The organism is Paenibacillus sp. Marseille-Q4541, assembly GCF_018310695.1.
Taxonomy (GTDB): Bacteria; Bacillota; Bacilli; order Paenibacillales; family Paenibacillaceae; genus Paenibacillus.
In genome coordinates this window covers 1-17,538 of sequence record NZ_JAGXCY010000014.1, presented here as the reverse complement: position 1 = coordinate 17,538, position 17,538 = coordinate 1, and the positions used below count along the sequence as shown (strand labels likewise).

Genomic DNA, 17,538 nt, shown 5'->3' with positions numbered 1-17,538 from the left:
CATGTGACGATTTTAAACAAACGATTTTGGAATGATAGGCTTGAATATTTGGAACTGAAAAGTAGTAACGTTAAAAGCCCTTCTAGCGAAGGGTTTTTATATCGTTTATACTGATAAAACCAATTTACTACTTAGGAGTTGTCTAACGAATTATGATAAAGAAAGAAGTCGCTCATATACGCAAGCAATTTAAGATGGATCATGATTTGCTGAATATTTATGACATTCTCAACGTGTATATTATGAAGGAAACCAACGAGATCTATCATTCGGAGCGCCAGCCGTTTGAACTGTTGGAGAGAGAGAAGCAGGAGCTGCATTTGGGCAATTTCAAAAAACTGCTGACCGGTGAATTGGATCAGAAGTTGTTCGAGTTAAAGTTTCAGGAGGAAGCGGAGGAACCGGCGCAGGTGATGCTTCACCAAGGTTTGGTGACAGGTGATCCGGAGGAATGGCAGGACCTGATGCTGCTGCTCGTGGATAAAATGTTGGTGGATGTCAAGTATGAACGGGATATGGTGGTTACGTTCGTTCGCGGACAGTACTACCTGCCAACCAAGGACAGGAATGAACAAGCCGAGGTGAGCGAGAAGGACGAAGTGTTCGCACATCCGTTCATTCTATGCACCGTGAATTCTACGGAGAAGCAACGGAAAACTCTTTTATTTGATTATGTGGAGAGAGAATATAAGTACAATGTGAATGTAGATCCGATTATTAAGCTCAGTACGCCGGAACAAGGGTTCTTTTATCCTAGCGTGACGGACAATTATTCTGATGTGAACCGCATTCTGTATTGTACGGGAAAATCGAACTTTCCAGATCCGCATTTCATCGAACAGGTCTTGAATGCCGAAAGGTCCGTGACGGCACTGGAGGAAAGAGCCATCTTCGAAGATATCGTGAAGGAAGTGGCGGGCGAACAACTCGATGCGTCGACCATCGCACATGTGTACGAGGAAATCTACCGTGTGATAGAAACCAATGATGATGAAGAACCACCGAAGCTCGATTATAAAGATGTGGAAGATATGCTGACGGTAAGCGGTGTAGAAGACGTGACGACGGAAAAAGTGGAACGGGCTTTTCAAACGATCGTCGACGATAAGAACTATGAACTGAAGGCGAGCAGTGTTATGCCGAAGTTTACGTCAAAATCGATTAAGATCGATACAAAGGTAGCCACAATTTCGGTCAGCCCACAGGATTTAAAGTATGTGAAACAGGTGAATTATCAAGGGAAACGATGCATCATGATTGAGATCGATGAAGATGTGGTAATCGAAGGATTTACACTCAGTACTGAGACGTTGTAGATTTATTTTTTAGATTAGAAGGCGCTACAAAATCATTCTCTTATCATCTGATTGCAACGATAGAGTGAGTTAAACAAAAACTATCCTAGACGGGATAGTTTTTTTGTTTTTAAGCTTATTTTCTTTGTCGCTAGATAGATTGAATCTCCTCATTAAGAATCTCAAGATGAAGGGATAATAATATACGAGTCATTTATCACGTTACGTATCTTTAACTTTTTGAAGTTGTCATTCTCTTATACGTTCTTTCATTCATCTCTTTACTGACGAGTGTACAAACAGATTCTATCGGCACACCTTGACGGCGGTGAGTTCGAACTCCTTCTGGAGACCGATCCCAATATACATCGATTGGGGGAAGTGATTTTTCTTCATTGTTATATGATGGAAAAATAGTGGATTGAAGCGGTTGGAGCGCTCCCCCGCCTGTTCAGTGGTACTACGTCATAAAAAATTTATAACGAGGAGATGTAAGCCGTGAGAACGATAATTGAATTTAAAAACGTTACGAAGGATTACAAAATCGGTGAAGTGACCATTCAGGCGCTTGCCGGTGTTGATTTTTCCATATCAGAGGGAGAGTTCGTCGTTATATTAGGTGCAAGCGGTGCCGGTAAAAGCACGATACTGAATATCCTTGGCGGTATGGATACGGCTTCTTCAGGTCAAGTGTTGGTTGGTGGTAAAGAAATCACAAGATTAGGTGAAAAGAAATTAACGACCTATCGCGGTGAGAAGATTGGCTTCGTATTTCAATTCTATAACTTAATTCCGAATTTAAACGCACTGGAGAATGTTGAATTTGCTACGGAAGTATGTAAGAACCATCTGGATGCGAAAGATGTTTTACATAAAGTTGGACTCACAGATCGGATCAAAAACTTTCCTTCCCAGCTCTCTGGAGGAGAACAACAAAGGGTTGCGATCGCAAGAGCTGTTGCCAAAAATCCTACACTTTTACTCTGTGATGAACCCACCGGGGCTTTGGATTATGTGACAGGAAAGTCTGTCCTAAAGCTGCTTCAAGATTTGAACAAGGACACGAAAAAATGTGTTGTGCTCGTCACACATAATTCCGCCATTGCGCCGATGGCCGATAAGGTAATCAAGGTTAAAAGCGGGAGGATCGAAAGCATCACCATAAATGAGAAGAAACAAAGTGTTGAAGGGATTGAGTGGTGATGACGAAATTAATATGGAAGTTGTTCAGGGATATGAGGCAATCGATCGGACAATTTATAGCTTTTGTTCTCGTGATTGCAGTCGGGGCTTTTTTCTATGCGGGACTAGACACGTTAAGTGATGATCTTAGCGATTATTCAAAGGCGTATTATAAAGAACATAATTTAAGTGACTTGAATGTCTATTACAAACAAATTTCCAAGCAGGACGTGGAGAGCTTACGTAAGATCCAAGGTATAAACAAAATCGAGGGACGGTACACCTTGGAGGCGGAGCAAGTTTTTGAAGATACGAAAGCTACGATAAAGGTACATTCGATCCCTGAAATGAATGAGATGAATACGTCTGCGATCATGAAGGGGAAGATTCCAACCCTTAAGAGTGAAATTTTGCTAGATTATCATTATGCTAATGAGCATCAGTACCAAGTAGGTGATCAATTTCAGATAAATGTGAATAACCATAATCTGATGTTCACCATTAGCGGCTTGGCTATGAATGTGGAATATGTCAAAAAGAACGCAACCCAAGATCATAAAACTTCCGGATTTGCGTATATCAAAGAAGCCGCTCTGCCTGAAATCACAGGCGGCCTTTACTATAATGAGCTCATGATTGATGCGGAGGATGGTTACGATATTGATAAGTTAGGTCAAGCCATTGAAGCAGAGTCCAAAGGTCTCTCCTATGTAAACCTAGTTAGCAAAGAGCGAACGTTCAATTATATTCAATTACAACAAATGTTCTATAACAATAAAGTCATGAGCAATGTTGTGCCACTGGTCCTATTCATCATCACAGCCGTTATTCTATTCCTTACGATGTCGCGGATTATTGATTCGCAACGAAATCAAGTAGGGATCATGAAAGCGTTGGGTGTGAAAAACAGGAACATTTTACTTCATTATATGGGGTACCCAGTGCTGGTGGGGATCGTCGGCTCCATTCTTGGTTATGTTATTGCCGCGAATCTATTCATCCCCATGATCGCAGCGAAGAGTGCAGTATCCACTTCTCTCCCTGACATTACATTCTCCCTATCCTTACCTTCTGTGATTGTACCTATCTTCTTCTCCAGTGCGTTCGGAATCGTAGCATGTTACTTAAGTGCCAGACCCATCTTACGAGAACGTGCAGCTATGGCGATGCGTCCAAAACCACCGAAGAAGACGAGGAAGCTGCTTATCGAGCGAGCGACTGGATTTTGGAATTATATTTCCTACAGCAATAAGATCATTTTAAGAAATATATTTTTAAATAAACCTAAAGCACTAGCAAGCTCCTTTGGTGTAATGGTGAGCACGGTGTTACTAATCACTGCTTTTGGTACGCAGATGGGCTTGATGCAAGTAGCTTCCCAGATTGAAAAGGTGAACACCTATGATTTAAAAGTCGATTATATGAGAGGAACTGCCCTAGAGACGGTGCAACTGCCCAGCGGCATTGAGAGTAGTTATGAGCTGTCTACCTTTCCCGTCGAACTTATCCTAGAGGGAAATAACGAGAATGCCACATTGGTTGTTACGGATAAAGAAAACTCTCTTATTCATTTCATGGACGAAAATGAAAAGCGGTTCGCGTTGAACGATAATGGTGTACTAGTACCTAAATCGTATGCCGACAAATACCGGATCCAAGAAGGGGATCGCATCGGAATCAAGTTCACTGATCCAGCGTTTGCTAACAAAACAGTCGACATGCAGGTTGCACACATATCCACCCAGTATTCGAATCCGTCTTTTTATATTACTCCGGCGTATCTAGAGAGCTTTGGCATAGACAATAATCCAACAACACTATTAGTGGAAGCGAGTAACGTAGCGGACCTTACAACCGTTCGTAACTTCTTCGAGCAAGATCAACCAGTGGAGACCATTGCAGATAAGGCGGATTTGAAGAGATCCGCGGAATATATGATGAAGCAAAATAGCTTTGTTTTTATCTTGTTTATTATAAGTGCCATTGTTCTTTCTTTTGGTACGATCTATACAATATCCTCCATCAACATTTATGAAAGAAATCGGGAGCTTGCGACACTAAAGGTGCTAGGCTATCCCAAAAATAAAATATACCGACTCATCTTCACTGAGAATATGATCCTGACCACCGTTGCGGTTATTGTTGCGCTGCCAATAGGTGCCTATATGTATACCCTAGCTGTCCAGGCCATGGCAAGCGCCCATCAGCAAATCCCGAATCAAGTCAATCTGCCCGTTATTTTGATATCTGTTTCTATTGCATTCGTGCTCACTGTAGTGTCGAGCGTGTTGCTTAGGAGGAAGGTGGAGCGGGTTGATATGATTGGGGCTTTGAAAGGGGTGGAGTGAGGGGGATGGGAGCCCTTATAGAAATGAACTCCTATTAACTGAGTTTCAACAAAAAGAGCTCATGGACTACACAAGATCTCTTGGTTTTCCAGAACAAAATAATATTCTAAGCAGACCGGATTTTATGATGAATGGAAACTGGAATGATGTATGATCGGTTTATTATAAATACAGGTGTACTGCCTGCTGAGAATACGGGAATAGGTACCCTAAGTGCAAATTCCCGAGTCACAGGCAGACCAACAGTGGCACATTAAATTGTAGGTCATTATGAGGCTTACCAAGCAGGAAGAGTATATGAATTATAAAGACTTGAAGGTGACATTTAAAATGAACTTCGCTCTTGACGAAGCGCAGGCTAGTATTAGAGCGGCTAGGTTTGCACCTGAATTAACAGCAACGGAAAGAAACAAATCGTGACAATCACCTTATGAGGTTGCACATTTTTGGTAAATTATAGTAGAGTGGTGTGTAATATTATTTCTATGAGGTAATTTTATGAATACCATTAGAATAACTCCTGACCAAGCTATTTCAGTCGCGGCTCATTTTGATAATTCTAGTAAAGTCATTCAACAAATGATTAACCATTTAGTTAATCAAGTATTATCCATGGAAGCTTTATGGGATGGTACAACAAGACAGCAATTTTATAGTGATTTTATTACTGCTAGAAAAGATATGGAGCAAATGGCATCGTTATTGTCTTCCATTTCTCTTGAATTAAATCGCATTGCGAGTAAGTTTATTCTTGCTGACGCCATGGATCCATTAAATCGGAACTCAGACCCTATGTTGCAGCAGAACGCAAGCCCAGAGCAAAAGCCGAACGGACCGCCTCTGAAGCTGTCGGATGGAACCTCCATTACGCCGGATAACAAAAAGAACGATGACACTTTTGCGTATTGGCAAAAGCATTTCATGAGGAACGACTACGATATTAATGATAATCCGGAGTTGGACTACCTGAAATGGTTGGATGAGACCTACGGGAAGAGCGAGGGGCGCAAGAACATGGAGGCGGCGGATTCTGCGACTCGCGCGTATTTCATGTCGCTGGGTAAGAATGCGGCAATGAATGTCGTGGGGGCTGTGGAGTTCGCCAATAATTTGGTATGGCGCCCTAAACAAACCATCCAGGAAGTTGTGGATACAGCAGACTACATATATCGGAATCCAGAGGTTCTGTGGGAAGCGCCCCAATAGGCGTACAAGGATTTTGAACAAGGCTCCTCTTGGAAAAAGGGTGAGATGCTGGGCAGTGTCACTGCCATGTTAATCCCAGGTCTCTACCTCAAAAATATAGCGAAAGTATCCAAGATCAAGGAAGTGGGTAAAGTCACTGCCAACACCAGCAAAGTGAAGCTACCCTTGCTATCTGAGCTGTTCCCTTACCGTCAAGCGACCACCGGTGAAGGCTTCAAGATTCTTCAAAGGATTGCACCGGAGGAATCTCCGCATGTGAACCGGAGTGAGGGGGCAAGGGATGAGGACTTGGATAGGGTTGAGGGGCCGGGAGAAGTTGCTTCTACATTGAATAGTGGTAAAGGTATCTATACTCAATATTCAGGTGGACTAAAGAAATCAAATAAGGAAGATGCAGGTGCAGATTTACTTGGAGAAAAACTTGATGGACAGTCTCGAATGATATTCAATAATGATCCCAAAGGTCGAGAGTTTGATGTAGTCTCTGACAAGTACATTGGTCAGACTAAGACATCAATGAATAATCTAAGTCCTCAATTTAGAGAACAGGCAAAGGCAACCATTGAAGCTGGTATTGAAACAGGCAGAAAGGCATACTTTCATTTTGAGACAGCACCTGCTGATAAAATAATTAGACAATTAAGAGAATATGAGAAGAGATACGAGGTTGAGATTATTATTGATATCTCGCCATTTTAATGAAGGACTAGAGAGGTGAAAGCATGTATCAATATCATGGTTGGGCAGTCATTTTAGAAAGTACTGGTGATGAGGAACGCAATGAACGAGAAGAAATAATCATTGAAACAGCTAAAAAATATATTGAAGATTTACAGCCAAATGTAGATGTGTTAGATATTAAGGCAATAAATGGACAATATCATCTTTGGATGACGGGTTTATGGAATCGTGAGCCTTCATCAAAATTTAATCCTGTAGGTATAATGGAAAATATAGGGATGATTGCACCTGGCTCTTATGGAATGCTTTATGTTTTTAATGATGAGCACTCAAAACATTCTAATGAGTTTATAGTATACGTTCTTGCGAGGGGAAGCGTTAAAGAAAAAAAAGACCCATTTTTATCACCTTTAATACCAGTTGTAACAGATGATTTCGAGTTTGAAGAATGAATCCATAATTTTTCTTCATTGATGCTGAATCCCTTTCGAAATTAGAAAAATTATAGAATAAGGATCTCTTTCGGTGGGGCTATAAAAAGCTAGCATTCAAACAATGGGTAGGAGTTATAGGAACATCAAATCTTATTATTGAGGTACTGCCTAAAACGGATAAGTTAGCAAAAAGGGACGAATCAGACTTTTAGCTTATTGTTTGACCTGAATCAATTGTTTGAGCGGACCGTTCGAAATAGATTGATTCAATATGAGTATAACTTTGTATAAGAAGTAATAATTGAAAAGAAGAAAGCGTCAAGGTGGTTATTTGCTAATGCTAACACTGGTGAAGGTAAACTTATTCCGGATATTTTACTCGTAGATAAGATTACAGGCTCCCCTGTTACAATAATAGATACTAAGTGGAAACTAATATTACCAAACTCACAAAGATATAAAATTAATCAAGAAGATCTTTACCAAATGTATGCGTATTTAAGAGAATATCAAATTTCTTATGCATATTATTGTATCCGAATACGGGACATATCATCGATTTTCCTCAGTATCTAAATCGCTCTTATCAAGAAAGACCAATAAAATGGTTAGTTAAGAGAGTAAATATATCAAACTTGGTATCGGATAATTCTGACTGTGTTATAGAAGAGATAAATAAGATTTTTATGTTGGAGTAAGTTTAATTACACATAGATAATTTAACGGTCTAGTTCATGGTTACAATTGGTAAAAGGTCATATGAGGTGGATTTAGCTGGGCGGGTACTAGGAATTCATAGTTCAGACGAAATAAGTAAAAAGGGCAGTTAAAGCGCCATGGCGAAAATTTATAAAGCCAAAGTGCAACAAATTACTTATATACTTTGAGGCACTTTTGCCCCGTTGCTTGAAATGGACAAAGAAGACGAAACGGATTGGGTGAAATACTATTACATTTAAGAACGGAGTTCTCTTATGTTTCAAAAAATAATGTCATTGTTCAAATCCACTGATAAGCCAAAGAAAAAACAAACCGGGCATACGAATAAAACCAAAACTTCCGGAAATAGCACTAAGCCCAAGGTTCAGCCTACTCGAATTGGTGAACTGGGAGAACATAAGATTAATATTCAACTAGACCAACTTCCTAAAGGATGTAAATATCTAAGTGATTTAATGGTGGCCAACTCGAAGTCTCGTACGGGATATTCACAGATCGACCATGTGGTAATTACCCCGCAAGGATTGTTTGTCATCGAGACGAAGAACTACACGGGAGAGATTAAAGGAACAAGAGAGAATAAGTCATGGACGGTGAGTAACCGTTATAAAATGTACAATCCCTTTTTACAAAATTACGGACATATTCAATCGGTCAAAAGTCTGCTTCCTGACTACCAAAAGACCCGTTACATTTCATTAGTTTCCTTTACAATGCGTTGTAGGTTCAGCGTTGATCCGGAACTGAGAAAAATCCAGTCAGATGAACTGATTGTGTACGATGTTGAACTTTCTGAATATATCCAGCGCAAAATGAATCGGATTCAAGCCGAGAAGAAGGAATCTGATCTAGCGGAATCCGATATCCAGAGAATCTATCAATCATTAATAGAGGCAAATATCACCGATCCGAAGATTCGGGCTGATCATGTGGAAAGGGCAGGAAGTATGGGGAATTCAAAAAAGTGATAATCGGAATTTACGATATATCCTTCGCCCGTTACTGTTTTTCCTCCAATTCCATCTCATAACCCTCTATCAAAACCGAAGCCTTAACATGAAGCGCCCTTGCTAATGCAGTAATCGTTAGCAACGTAGGCGCTTTTTCTCCATTCTCAAGTTCGCTAATATAAGACCGGTCTACACGGGAGTAAAGGCTGAGCTCATCTTGGGTGAGCTTCTTTTCTTTGCGGATTGTTCGAAGAGCTCTGCCGAAGGCTAGTAACTCTATGGATTTATCGCTATGATTAGTCACGTTATAACCCCTTAATGGATAGTTAAATTTATCTTATACGGTTCTATTCAGCAGGAGAAAAGGACACTTAATACAAAAATTATGCTGGACGATATAGCGCGGATGTTTTCTGTAAGTTCTGTGATGAACGTGGAATCGTTGATATTTATACAATCCTTATCCTTTTTATTACAGGAGAGCGTTTTAATCAGTAAAATGCAGCCTACACATCTAACAAATTTGATACATAGAGCAGATGAACTCCTTCTTCAGATATCCAGCCAACTAGAAATACCCTACGAAACATACCACTCTGTTTTTAAAAAATAAAGCTCACCTTCGTCTCTCAATAGCTACTATCTTATCCTCCATGTCATACGTGCTAAAATAGAATCATCATACATAGTTATTGGAGGTATCCTTATTGTTTATTCAACTAGGTAATTTCGAAGTGAATTCTGGGCAAATGGTAGTCGCAGATCCTTGTTATGAATTGGATACGAACATTATCATCATGGGTGTGTTAGAACCTGTATTGAATGGTACTTGGGCCACGGAAGTGGAGAAGGTAGAGATCCCGGATTGGGGCGAAGCCAACGCGAAGTTGACGGCTTATCATCAATCGGTTGCAGAACAGGGGGCATTGTTGGAGTGGATCAAGTGTCCTTTTGTGGCTGGGGTAGATAGCGGACAGGCTGGGGTTTTTGATAGTAACCATTATCGAATCCCTGATGCGGCCGGTAATGCCGATACGGACAGCGAATGGTATCTTGCCTGCTGCGATATCACCGAAAATGGGGAAGAAGCGGGTGTTCTGATGGGGGGCGTCGTATCTCGTACCGGTATGGGTGACGGTGCTTACGGCGTGTATAAGGCAGTGAATGGGCAGGATCAGGTGGTTGGTGTAAAGATCGTATTTATTAAGAGTTAACACTGTTCTAATGAAACTGAATAAAAGCAATCACAAACGGCCGTGGAAGAAAAACCTTCTAGGGTCTTTTTATTATGTATACATCGTATTGGAAAATCGTGCCTGTCACTATTCGAGAGGAAAAAGGGTGAGCTTACTAGTGCTTATGATCCATTATCTAAGTGAAAAACTTTATTTTTTTAGCCTTTCTACTCCAACCCTCTCGATTATGAAGGACCCTAGAACCTTTTCCATATAATAGAAAATAGATAGAATAAGGTACCAATGATATCTTGGAGAGGATGCGAATGTCTAGAATACTCGTTCCGCCCGAGGTGCTGATCCGAGTATCGGATGAAGTCGAAAGGGCTGCGGAAGGATAGGAAGGCATATGGAATTCCAAATAATGAAACGAGACAGACAATTCAAGCACTTAGGGATTATAGAAAATTACTAGGTGAAGAGTGAGGTGAATTCAATTGTTTGAACTAGAAATTATTAAGGCCGATTCACTTAAAGAAGTGAACCTCATAACAGTCGAAGCTAAACTATCAGGGAGCATAGACAGTCCGTTGATAAAGACAGTTCTTGTCGATAAGGGTCAAAATAACAAACGTTTTTTCCTTAAAGGGCCAATGTTTGTGGACGGTCCTAACGTAAAACGTTCGAAGGATTATCTCTATCTTGCATTCGATGGTACGAACTATACACCTGAGGATTTGATAGGAAGAATCTTAGTTCCATTGTATGAGTAGAATTTTCTTAACCTTGATAGGCTTTATGCCTTTCAAGTTTTTTTTAATCTGGGGTCATTTCCGCCAGCTATTCGAGTGCATTCGGGATTTACCGTTATTATCTGGGCTGTCTTGCTATTGATGGTTTATTCCAATGTGACAAATTCAAGTAACCAGTGCCGAATGAACTCATCATTCAACCATTAACATCTATAACCTATGTAATACCCGTAAGGTCAGATACCACCATGATTGACTTGTTTTTTGTTATCTTTACTCATTGGACAAAAATGATTCGGGTGGGGATGGGGGGAAGGGTGCTGAAGGAACAGGTAATGGTTCAAGGTCTATAAGTACTTCTATCGAGACACTCACAAGAGATGCAGCAAAGTATGAATGTTTACTTGCCGATGGGCAAAAGGCGATTATCCGCTGGCATTCACCAGACCCTGTAGCTGCAAGTAATTATCCTGAAGCTGCTTCAGGCAATCGTTGGACAGCACAAATAAAGATAGGAAATAAACAATTAAAAACAGATGGAACATGGACAAGAAACCAGTCTTTAAATGAAGTTCATGTTCCAATAGAGGGGAATTAAAAAAAATGAATCTTGAAGAAATTGAGAAATTACCTGATAGAATGCCATCAGAGACGTTAGCATTGATATTTCAAAATGTATTAATTGAGTTCGCATTAGAAAATATCGATAAACGAGAGTTTTTATTAATCCTTAGCCAATTAACAGATAGGCAAGTCATGACTTATGAAGTACTGGAAAATGAAACAAGAAAACAAGTGGACAAGATTCTCTGCAACTTATGGAATACTGATTCTTATGAGGATGTTGATATTATACTTTCGATTGTTGTAAACCTTGGATTAGAGAATTGTTTTGTAAAAATTAAGGAGTCCATAAAACAAAATGAAAAAATAGATGGAATGATACTTAATGAGATATTAGAAACTATTGATGAGGTTGGTGTAAATATTTCGAACCCGTATCATAATTTAGAACGGTATAAATAATCAATTCCTCAGCTCCCTTTAGTTTGGTCGAGTGAAGAAGATTAGAAAGGTATAGCGAGATTTAACCAATTTCATGAAGAAAGTTAATCTGTGAGGTCTGGCGAGTCCAAATGATCTTTGTAACCAAATACATTTTCAAAACAGATTATGAAACTGCCCATTCTGCTTCTGAAAAGTCCGGAAGGGTTTGGAGACCTTAGGAGGGAATTCAATGGCTTCATTTGTATTACTGCTGAAAGATTATGAAGACGATGAAAAGGTTATTTATCGTTTTGGGCCGAACGAACAAGTAATGGGAAAGATTGAACTTAATAAAGAGAAGGAGACAATTCAGGAAATTGAGCCAGTATTAAATGCCAACAACGAGTCTAAATTTTATTTCGATAGAGCGGCTCAAAGATTAGCAAGATGTCTGTATAATGAAAACGGACAATTTCCTGATAAAACAACATTTGAATCGTAAAACAATGCAAGACTCGATTGGTTTGTTACCTTTCGGGTCTTTTTTTATTCCCTTCGTTTGATTAATAAAACTAATGTTCAGGAAATATTGTCTGCGATGAAGAAGAAAAAAAGTATTTATGGAAACAATTGTTGGAGATTTGGCAGTTTAGAAGTATATTAGACTTTCTACATATCTAAGTGTACTGGCAGCAACACCTGATCTATAATAGGTGCGTGGCATTTATTTACAAAATTCAATCATCAATGGAATAGGAGAACAGGATGAATAAACAGAAAATGGCCGTTATCGGCTTAGGTCACATGGGCCGAGTTATGATTCACCGGTTGCTGCCCGAATATGCGGAAAGAATCGAGTTAGTCGCACTTTGCGAAAGTGATGAAGCTAGTATGCACAAGGAAGTCGAAGCAGCAGGAATTAGCCCCCGGCTGTACACCGACTACCGACAGCTGCTGAATGAGGTCCCGCTTGACCTCGTGTATATCGCGGTTCCGCCGTCCCTGCATTATGACGTGGCCAAGATCGCATTTGAGAAAGGCATCCATGTCTTCTGCGAGAAGCCGCTGGCTAACAGCTTGACCGAAGCTCGGAGTCTGGTGGAGCTGGCAGAGCAGGCCGACGTGCTTCATGCCGTTCATTTCTCGCTTCCGCTCGACCCGGCGGTCCTGAAGCTCAAGGGATTAATGGAAGAGCAGTCGATCGGCCAGATCCACAAGATGGATCTATATCTGGAGTTTCCGCAGTGGCCGAGGTCCTGGCAGCAAAATCCATGGATCTCCTCAAGACAGCAGGGCGGATATCTGCTCGAAGTCGGCATTCACTGGATCCAAATGATTCAGCAGGTGTTCGGTCCGATTACGCATGTGAAGAGCGAGGTTCAGTTTCCGGCGGATTCGAATCAGTCCGAAAGCCGTGTCCGTGCAGTTCTGCGATTACATAATGATATTGAGATTCACCTGTTTGGAACTGATGAGCGGGAAGGGGAGGAGCGTGTCTCCCTAGTGGTTCACGGTGAGGAAGGAACGATAGCGCTCGAAAACTGGCGCCACCTGTTCCGAAGCGGTAAGGATGCCGATCTTCAGCCTGTAGATGTGGAGGACATCGTTAGTCCGTTGCCGATCTTGAAGCAAATCATTCAGATTTTGAACGGAGAGCCTGGTATTTTCTATAATTTCTATGACGGGTATAATGCGCAGGTTGTACTCGAAGCTCTGCGTAAGCCGGGTGAAGGTTTTACAGATGTAAGACCTCAATTGATGGGGGCGAAGCAGTAGAATTCTCGTAAACAATCGGAAACAGGTCTCGGGTAGTATAAAGCCGTGATGAAATAGGGGAATGGATGAATGGAAAATGGGGAAAAGCCCAATCCATCAAGCCGTTCCCCTATTTTTGTGAATTAGTACAAAGGAATCGTGGATCATATCTCTATGTTAGCTCATAACCAGCTCTTTGGCTGCCTTCTTGCCTGCCGAGAGGATGTTGTCGCTCAGTTCAGGATCACTAACAGACCGTGCAAGAACAAGAGAGCCAACCATGGTACTGAATAGTGCACTGCCTCTGGAAGTGTCTATTTTCGCCAGATGGGAGATAAAAGCAATCATCCGCTCCAGTTCATGGGTGAATACCTGCTGAACCTCTTCTGAAGAACGGGATATCTCGCCAGAAAGGGCAGGAATAATGCAGCCGATCTCCTTTTTGTCACGGTGATACGTACTTAAATAATAATCAATGACCGAATTGATTTTGGAGTTCGGCGTCTCTTGATCAGCGGCTTTCTGCAGAAGTTCGATGGTATCGCTAATGGCATACCGGCAAGCTTCGGTGACCAGCTGATCTTTGTTGTCAAAATGCGCATAGAATCCTCCATGAGTCAATCCGGCGCCCTTCATAATGAACGGAACACTTACTTCTTGAATACCCTTGGTGCGAAAAGCCTGGGCAGCACTTTCAACAATTTTATTCCGTACTTTTATTTTATGGCCTTTGGGATACGGTATTGTAATCACTCCACAGCTTCGTAAGTCTACTTTTCAAAATATTATATTCGTCATAATAAAGCGTGTCAATTTAGCGATCTGATGGTGGTTAGCCCAAGTAGGCTTAAACACAGATATTGACGTTTCTAAAATATGATGACTATAATATATTATGAACATCATATTTTAATTTAGCTTCAACTGGAGGTATCAGGATATGAGTAAGCTTGAATCCGTAGAAACGTTGGTCATTGGATCAGGTCCGGGAGGTTATGTGGCCGCGCTGCGATCCTCACAGCTTGGTATGAAGACCGCGATTGTTGAACGAAGTCAGCTTGGGGGAGTCTGCACGCATGTTGGCTGTATTCCATCCAAAGCATTAATTGCAGAATCGCATCGCTATGATTTGTTCAGATCATTCAATAATATAGATGCGTCAGGGTCATTTAAGAATGCACAGGATTTCAAGCGAGGGATTGTGAATAAGCAGGCAGGCGGAGTGCAGTATTTATTAAAAATGGCTGGTGTGAGCATTCTGGAAGGAGAGGCTAGTCTGGTTGATGAACATACTGTTCTAATCAAACAAGCTGGACAGGAGCAGACCCTTTCTTTTAAGCATGCCATACTCGCAACAGGATCTCGTCCGATTGAACTGCAAGCCTTTCCAGTTGAAGGACGTATTTTGTCTTCCACAGAAGCACTGTCGCTCCAAGAGATTCCGACCAGCCTGATCGTTATTGGTGGTGGATATATCGGAATCGAACTAGGGCAGATGTATGCCAAATTTGGAACAAAGGTAACGATTCTGGAGGGAGGAGAACAAGTGCTGCCTGGATTCGAGGCGGACCTTGTAGCCCCGGTTGTACGGCAGCTGAAAGCCGATGGGGTTCATATTATTACCGGGGCGACAGCTGGGAGCGCGGTGCAGAATGCGGATACCATTACACTGCATTATTCACAAAATCAGGAGCAGTATCATGTGACAGCGGACTATGTGCTAGTCACGGTCGGCAGAAAACCAAATACAGACGGCAAGCTAGGACTGGAGCACATAGGATTACCTGTGACGAGCAAGGGATTAATCGAGACGGACGAACAGTGCAGAACCTCTATCCCTCATATTTTCGCAATAGGAGACATTACGGCGGGTCCGGCCCTGGCTCATAAGGCGTCCTATGAAGCTAAGGTTGCCGCAGAAGCGATTGCTGGCCTTACCTCCAAGGTTGATTATAAAGCCATTCCGCTTGTCGTTTTTTCGAGTCCTGAACTGTCTAGCGTTGGCGTAAGTGAAACAGAAGCAAAGGCAAAATCGATCCCGTTTGTGATTGGCAAAGCTTCTTTTGGTATCAACGGAAGAGCATTGGCACTCAGGGAAACCGAAGGATTTATCAAGATCGTTGCAGATCCTACCTCAGGCATCGTGATCGGTGCACAAATCGTAGGAGTGGAGGCATCCACACTTATTTCGGAGCTTGCTCTTGCTATCGAGATGGGGGCAACCGTAGAGGACTTGGCAATGACGATTCACCCTCATCCCACATTGGGAGAAGTGATTATGGAAGCTGCCGACAACGCGGTTAGAAAAATGATGATAAGGAAATAAGAGTAGCAGATTACATGTTATTAATAAGGACACGATGGTACGAAGTAGGTGCTGTCATGTCCTTTTAGCGTTTCTACGATCTGAAAGACTACTAATAAAGTCTGCCCTGATAAATAATAGTTTGAAAAAATAGGAATAATTAGCTATATTTTCAATAAGGTAGAATACCTATATATCTATCAATTTCATTTTAATAGTGAGGTGTTATATGAGTTCTGTTTATATTACAAGTTTAGGTAAATTCCTTCCTGGTTCTCCGGTTAGTAATGATGAAATCGAAGATTATCTCGGCAAAATAGGAGGTAAGTCTTCCAAAACCAAACGAATCATTCTGGAGAAGAATCAAATTCGTTATCGATATTATGCAATGAATAAAGAACAAAAGAGTGTATACTCGAATGCAGAAATGGCCACCCTGGCTATTCGCGATGCACTAGAACGAAATAGGAATGTAGAAGAACATGAAATTGGATTTCTTGCGACAGGTACGACAAGAGCAGACTTACTCCTACCTGGATTTGCAAGCATGGTACATGCAGAGACTGGATTCCCCGTTATGGAAATTTCATCTCATTCTGGGTTATGTGCGAGTGGAATGCATGCACTGAAGAATGCTTATTTACATATAAAATCAGGTGAGCACACAGTAGCAATCTCATGTGCCAGTGAGTTTCTCAGCCGTGAGTTTAAACATACAAAGTTTGAAGCACAGGAGATCTATGCTAAGGGCCGGGTCCCCTTTGATACGGACTTCTTAAGATTTATGCTTTCAGATGGAGCGGGAGCGGCTATATTGCAAAATAATCCTTCCAAAGAGGGACAATCCCTGCGAATCGAATGGATCGACAACAAGTCGTATGCAAATCAATACGATGTTTGTATGTATTCCGGAATGGATAAAGAGAGTGGAATTGCTTCCTGGCTTGATTATCCATCGATTCATGAAGCAGCAGATCAAGGAGCCCTTAATCTGAAGCAAGACGTAAGGCTTGTTAATGAAATAACAAAGGTGGGGACGAATCGATTCTTGGAACTTGTGAAGGAAGGTAAGATTGTTCCTGAGTCAATTGATTGGATGGTCTGTCATTATTCATCTCATTTTTTCAAAGAGGAAATATTCCGGTTATTGGAGCTTGGTGGGGTGAACATCCCTGAAGAAAAATGGTTCACGAACTTATATACGAAAGGCAATACGGGCTCGGCTTCGATATATATTATGCTTGAGGAATTGCTGAATTCAGGACACCTCTCAGAGGGTGAGCAAGTGTTATGCGTGGTTCCTGAAAGTGGGAGATTTCAAAGCTCTGTTATGCTGCTGACCGTCGTGGGATCTTCATTTGAAATGGGCGATTACAGCAGCTGATTCGTTGACAAGAAAGACTAACAGTTGAGATATATTGTTCATAACGTAAGGGCTATCCTTAAGGTGTCTTTGATAAAGACTTGGGATAGCCCCTGTTGTATTTGTATCAATTACACATAACTATTGATACTTAAAGATATAGTTGATATATTCTTTTGCACTATTATTAATTTCTTCATCGCTGGCTTGAAATTAATGAACCAATTGAAAAACAATGATTATATAAATATTAGATGGACAAAAGAAACCTCTCCTTTACATAGGGTGTAGTAACTACACTTTACTAAAGGATTGGTTTCTTTTTGTTTAACTAAAATAAAAAAAGGGAATGTCCTTATTAATTTCCATGATCATGAATTTTTAG

At 41.1% G+C, this 17,538-nt stretch carries 19 protein-coding genes; 17 read left to right on the top strand and 2 right to left on the bottom strand.

The genetic code is table 11. The annotated features are described in order from the left end of the window. Positions 1-152 precede the first annotated feature (152 nt). The 9 genes from KFT32_RS15155 to KFT32_RS15120 all read left to right on the top strand — a co-directional run bounded on the left by KFT32_RS15155 (position 153) and on the right by KFT32_RS15120 (position 8,834). The gene (locus KFT32_RS15155; RefSeq protein WP_211748069.1) at positions 153-1,316 is read left to right on the top strand and encodes a DUF4317 domain-containing protein; all 1,164 of its coding nucleotides are present in this window, start codon (positions 153-155) and stop codon (positions 1,314-1,316) included. A gap of 477 nt (positions 1,317-1,793) precedes the next feature. Continuing rightward, positions 1,794-2,498, top strand: coding sequence for an ABC transporter ATP-binding protein (locus KFT32_RS15150; protein ID WP_211748068.1), 705 nt, complete (start codon positions 1,794-1,796; stop codon positions 2,496-2,498). Beyond that, positions 2,498-4,825: an ABC transporter permease gene (locus KFT32_RS15145; RefSeq protein ID WP_211748067.1), complete on the top strand. Its 2,328-nt coding sequence runs from the start codon at positions 2,498-2,500 to the stop codon at positions 4,823-4,825. The genes KFT32_RS15150 and KFT32_RS15145 overlap by 1 nt, the downstream gene beginning before the upstream one ends. Before the next feature lie 131 nt (positions 4,826-4,956). After that, on the top strand, positions 4,957-5,082 hold the full coding sequence (locus KFT32_RS27470; protein WP_283246442.1) for a hypothetical protein: 126 nt from the start codon (positions 4,957-4,959) through the stop codon (positions 5,080-5,082). 241 nt (positions 5,083-5,323) lie between these two features. Continuing rightward, positions 5,324-6,031 carry a WXG100 family type VII secretion target gene (locus tag KFT32_RS15140; RefSeq protein ID WP_211748066.1) on the top strand — a complete coding sequence of 236 codons (708 nt, stop codon included), beginning with the start codon at positions 5,324-5,326 and terminating at the stop codon, positions 6,029-6,031. Positions 6,032-6,076: 45 nt separating this feature from the next. Beyond that, positions 6,077-6,730 (top strand): restriction endonuclease fold toxin, encoded by a 654-nt coding sequence (locus tag KFT32_RS15135; RefSeq protein WP_211748065.1) that lies wholly within the window; start codon positions 6,077-6,079, stop codon positions 6,728-6,730. A 23-nt stretch (positions 6,731-6,753) separates the two neighbouring features. Beyond that, positions 6,754-7,164 (top strand): Imm7 family immunity protein, encoded by a 411-nt coding sequence (locus KFT32_RS15130; protein ID WP_211748064.1) that lies wholly within the window; start codon positions 6,754-6,756, stop codon positions 7,162-7,164. A gap of 279 nt (positions 7,165-7,443) precedes the next feature. Further along, on the top strand, positions 7,444-7,722 hold the full coding sequence (locus KFT32_RS27695; protein WP_211748135.1) for a 5-methylcytosine restriction system specificity protein McrC: 279 nt from the start codon (positions 7,444-7,446) through the stop codon (positions 7,720-7,722). A gap of 398 nt (positions 7,723-8,120) precedes the next feature. Then, complete coding sequence (locus KFT32_RS15120) at positions 8,121-8,834, top strand: nuclease-related domain-containing protein (protein ID WP_211748063.1); 714 nt, start codon at positions 8,121-8,123, stop codon at positions 8,832-8,834. Positions 8,835-8,865: 31 nt separating this feature from the next. Here the strand turns inward: KFT32_RS15120 and KFT32_RS15115 are convergent, their stop codons facing one another. Then, positions 8,866-9,120 (bottom strand): helix-turn-helix domain-containing protein, encoded by a 255-nt coding sequence (locus KFT32_RS15115; protein WP_211748062.1) that lies wholly within the window; start codon positions 9,118-9,120, stop codon positions 8,866-8,868. Positions 9,121-9,523: 403 nt separating this feature from the next. On the opposite strand from KFT32_RS15115, the gene KFT32_RS15110 reads away from it, so the two are divergent. The 6 genes from KFT32_RS15110 to KFT32_RS15085 all read left to right on the top strand — a co-directional run bounded on the left by KFT32_RS15110 (position 9,524) and on the right by KFT32_RS15085 (position 13,506). Next, complete coding sequence (locus KFT32_RS15110) at positions 9,524-10,030, top strand: DUF4241 domain-containing protein (protein ID WP_211748061.1); 507 nt, start codon at positions 9,524-9,526, stop codon at positions 10,028-10,030. A 458-nt stretch (positions 10,031-10,488) separates the two neighbouring features. After that, a complete protein-coding gene (locus KFT32_RS15105; RefSeq protein WP_211748060.1) occupies positions 10,489-10,764 on the top strand; it encodes a hypothetical protein in 276 nt (91 codons plus the stop codon). Between the two features lie 259 nt (positions 10,765-11,023). Next, positions 11,024-11,341 carry a hypothetical protein gene (locus KFT32_RS15100; protein WP_249435908.1) on the top strand — a complete coding sequence of 106 codons (318 nt, stop codon included), beginning with the start codon at positions 11,024-11,026 and terminating at the stop codon, positions 11,339-11,341. A 5-nt stretch (positions 11,342-11,346) separates the two neighbouring features. After that, the gene (locus KFT32_RS15095; RefSeq protein ID WP_211748059.1) at positions 11,347-11,769 is read left to right on the top strand and encodes a hypothetical protein; all 423 of its coding nucleotides are present in this window, start codon (positions 11,347-11,349) and stop codon (positions 11,767-11,769) included. Positions 11,770-11,980: 211 nt separating this feature from the next. After that, a complete protein-coding gene (locus KFT32_RS15090; RefSeq protein ID WP_211748058.1) occupies positions 11,981-12,232 on the top strand; it encodes a hypothetical protein in 252 nt (83 codons plus the stop codon). Between the two features lie 263 nt (positions 12,233-12,495). Further along, positions 12,496-13,506 (top strand): Gfo/Idh/MocA family protein, encoded by a 1,011-nt coding sequence (locus tag KFT32_RS15085; RefSeq protein ID WP_211748057.1) that lies wholly within the window; start codon positions 12,496-12,498, stop codon positions 13,504-13,506. Between the two features lie 156 nt (positions 13,507-13,662). On the opposite strand, the gene KFT32_RS15080 is transcribed toward KFT32_RS15085, so the two are convergent. Next, positions 13,663-14,229, bottom strand: a complete 567-nt coding sequence (locus tag KFT32_RS15080; protein WP_211748134.1) for a TetR/AcrR family transcriptional regulator — start codon at positions 14,227-14,229, stop codon at positions 13,663-13,665. 196 nt (positions 14,230-14,425) lie between these two features. Here KFT32_RS15080 and lpdA point away from each other — a divergent pair, with 196 nt between their 5' ends. Both lpdA and KFT32_RS15070 read left to right on the top strand, forming a co-directional pair. Continuing rightward, positions 14,426-15,811 (top strand): dihydrolipoyl dehydrogenase, encoded by a 1,386-nt coding sequence (gene lpdA, locus KFT32_RS15075; RefSeq protein ID WP_211748056.1) that lies wholly within the window; start codon positions 14,426-14,428, stop codon positions 15,809-15,811. A 208-nt stretch (positions 15,812-16,019) separates the two neighbouring features. After that, positions 16,020-17,174, top strand: a complete 1,155-nt coding sequence (locus KFT32_RS15070) for a beta-ketoacyl-ACP synthase III (RefSeq protein WP_211748055.1) — start codon at positions 16,020-16,022, stop codon at positions 17,172-17,174. The last annotated feature ends 364 nt before the right edge of the window (positions 17,175-17,538 follow it).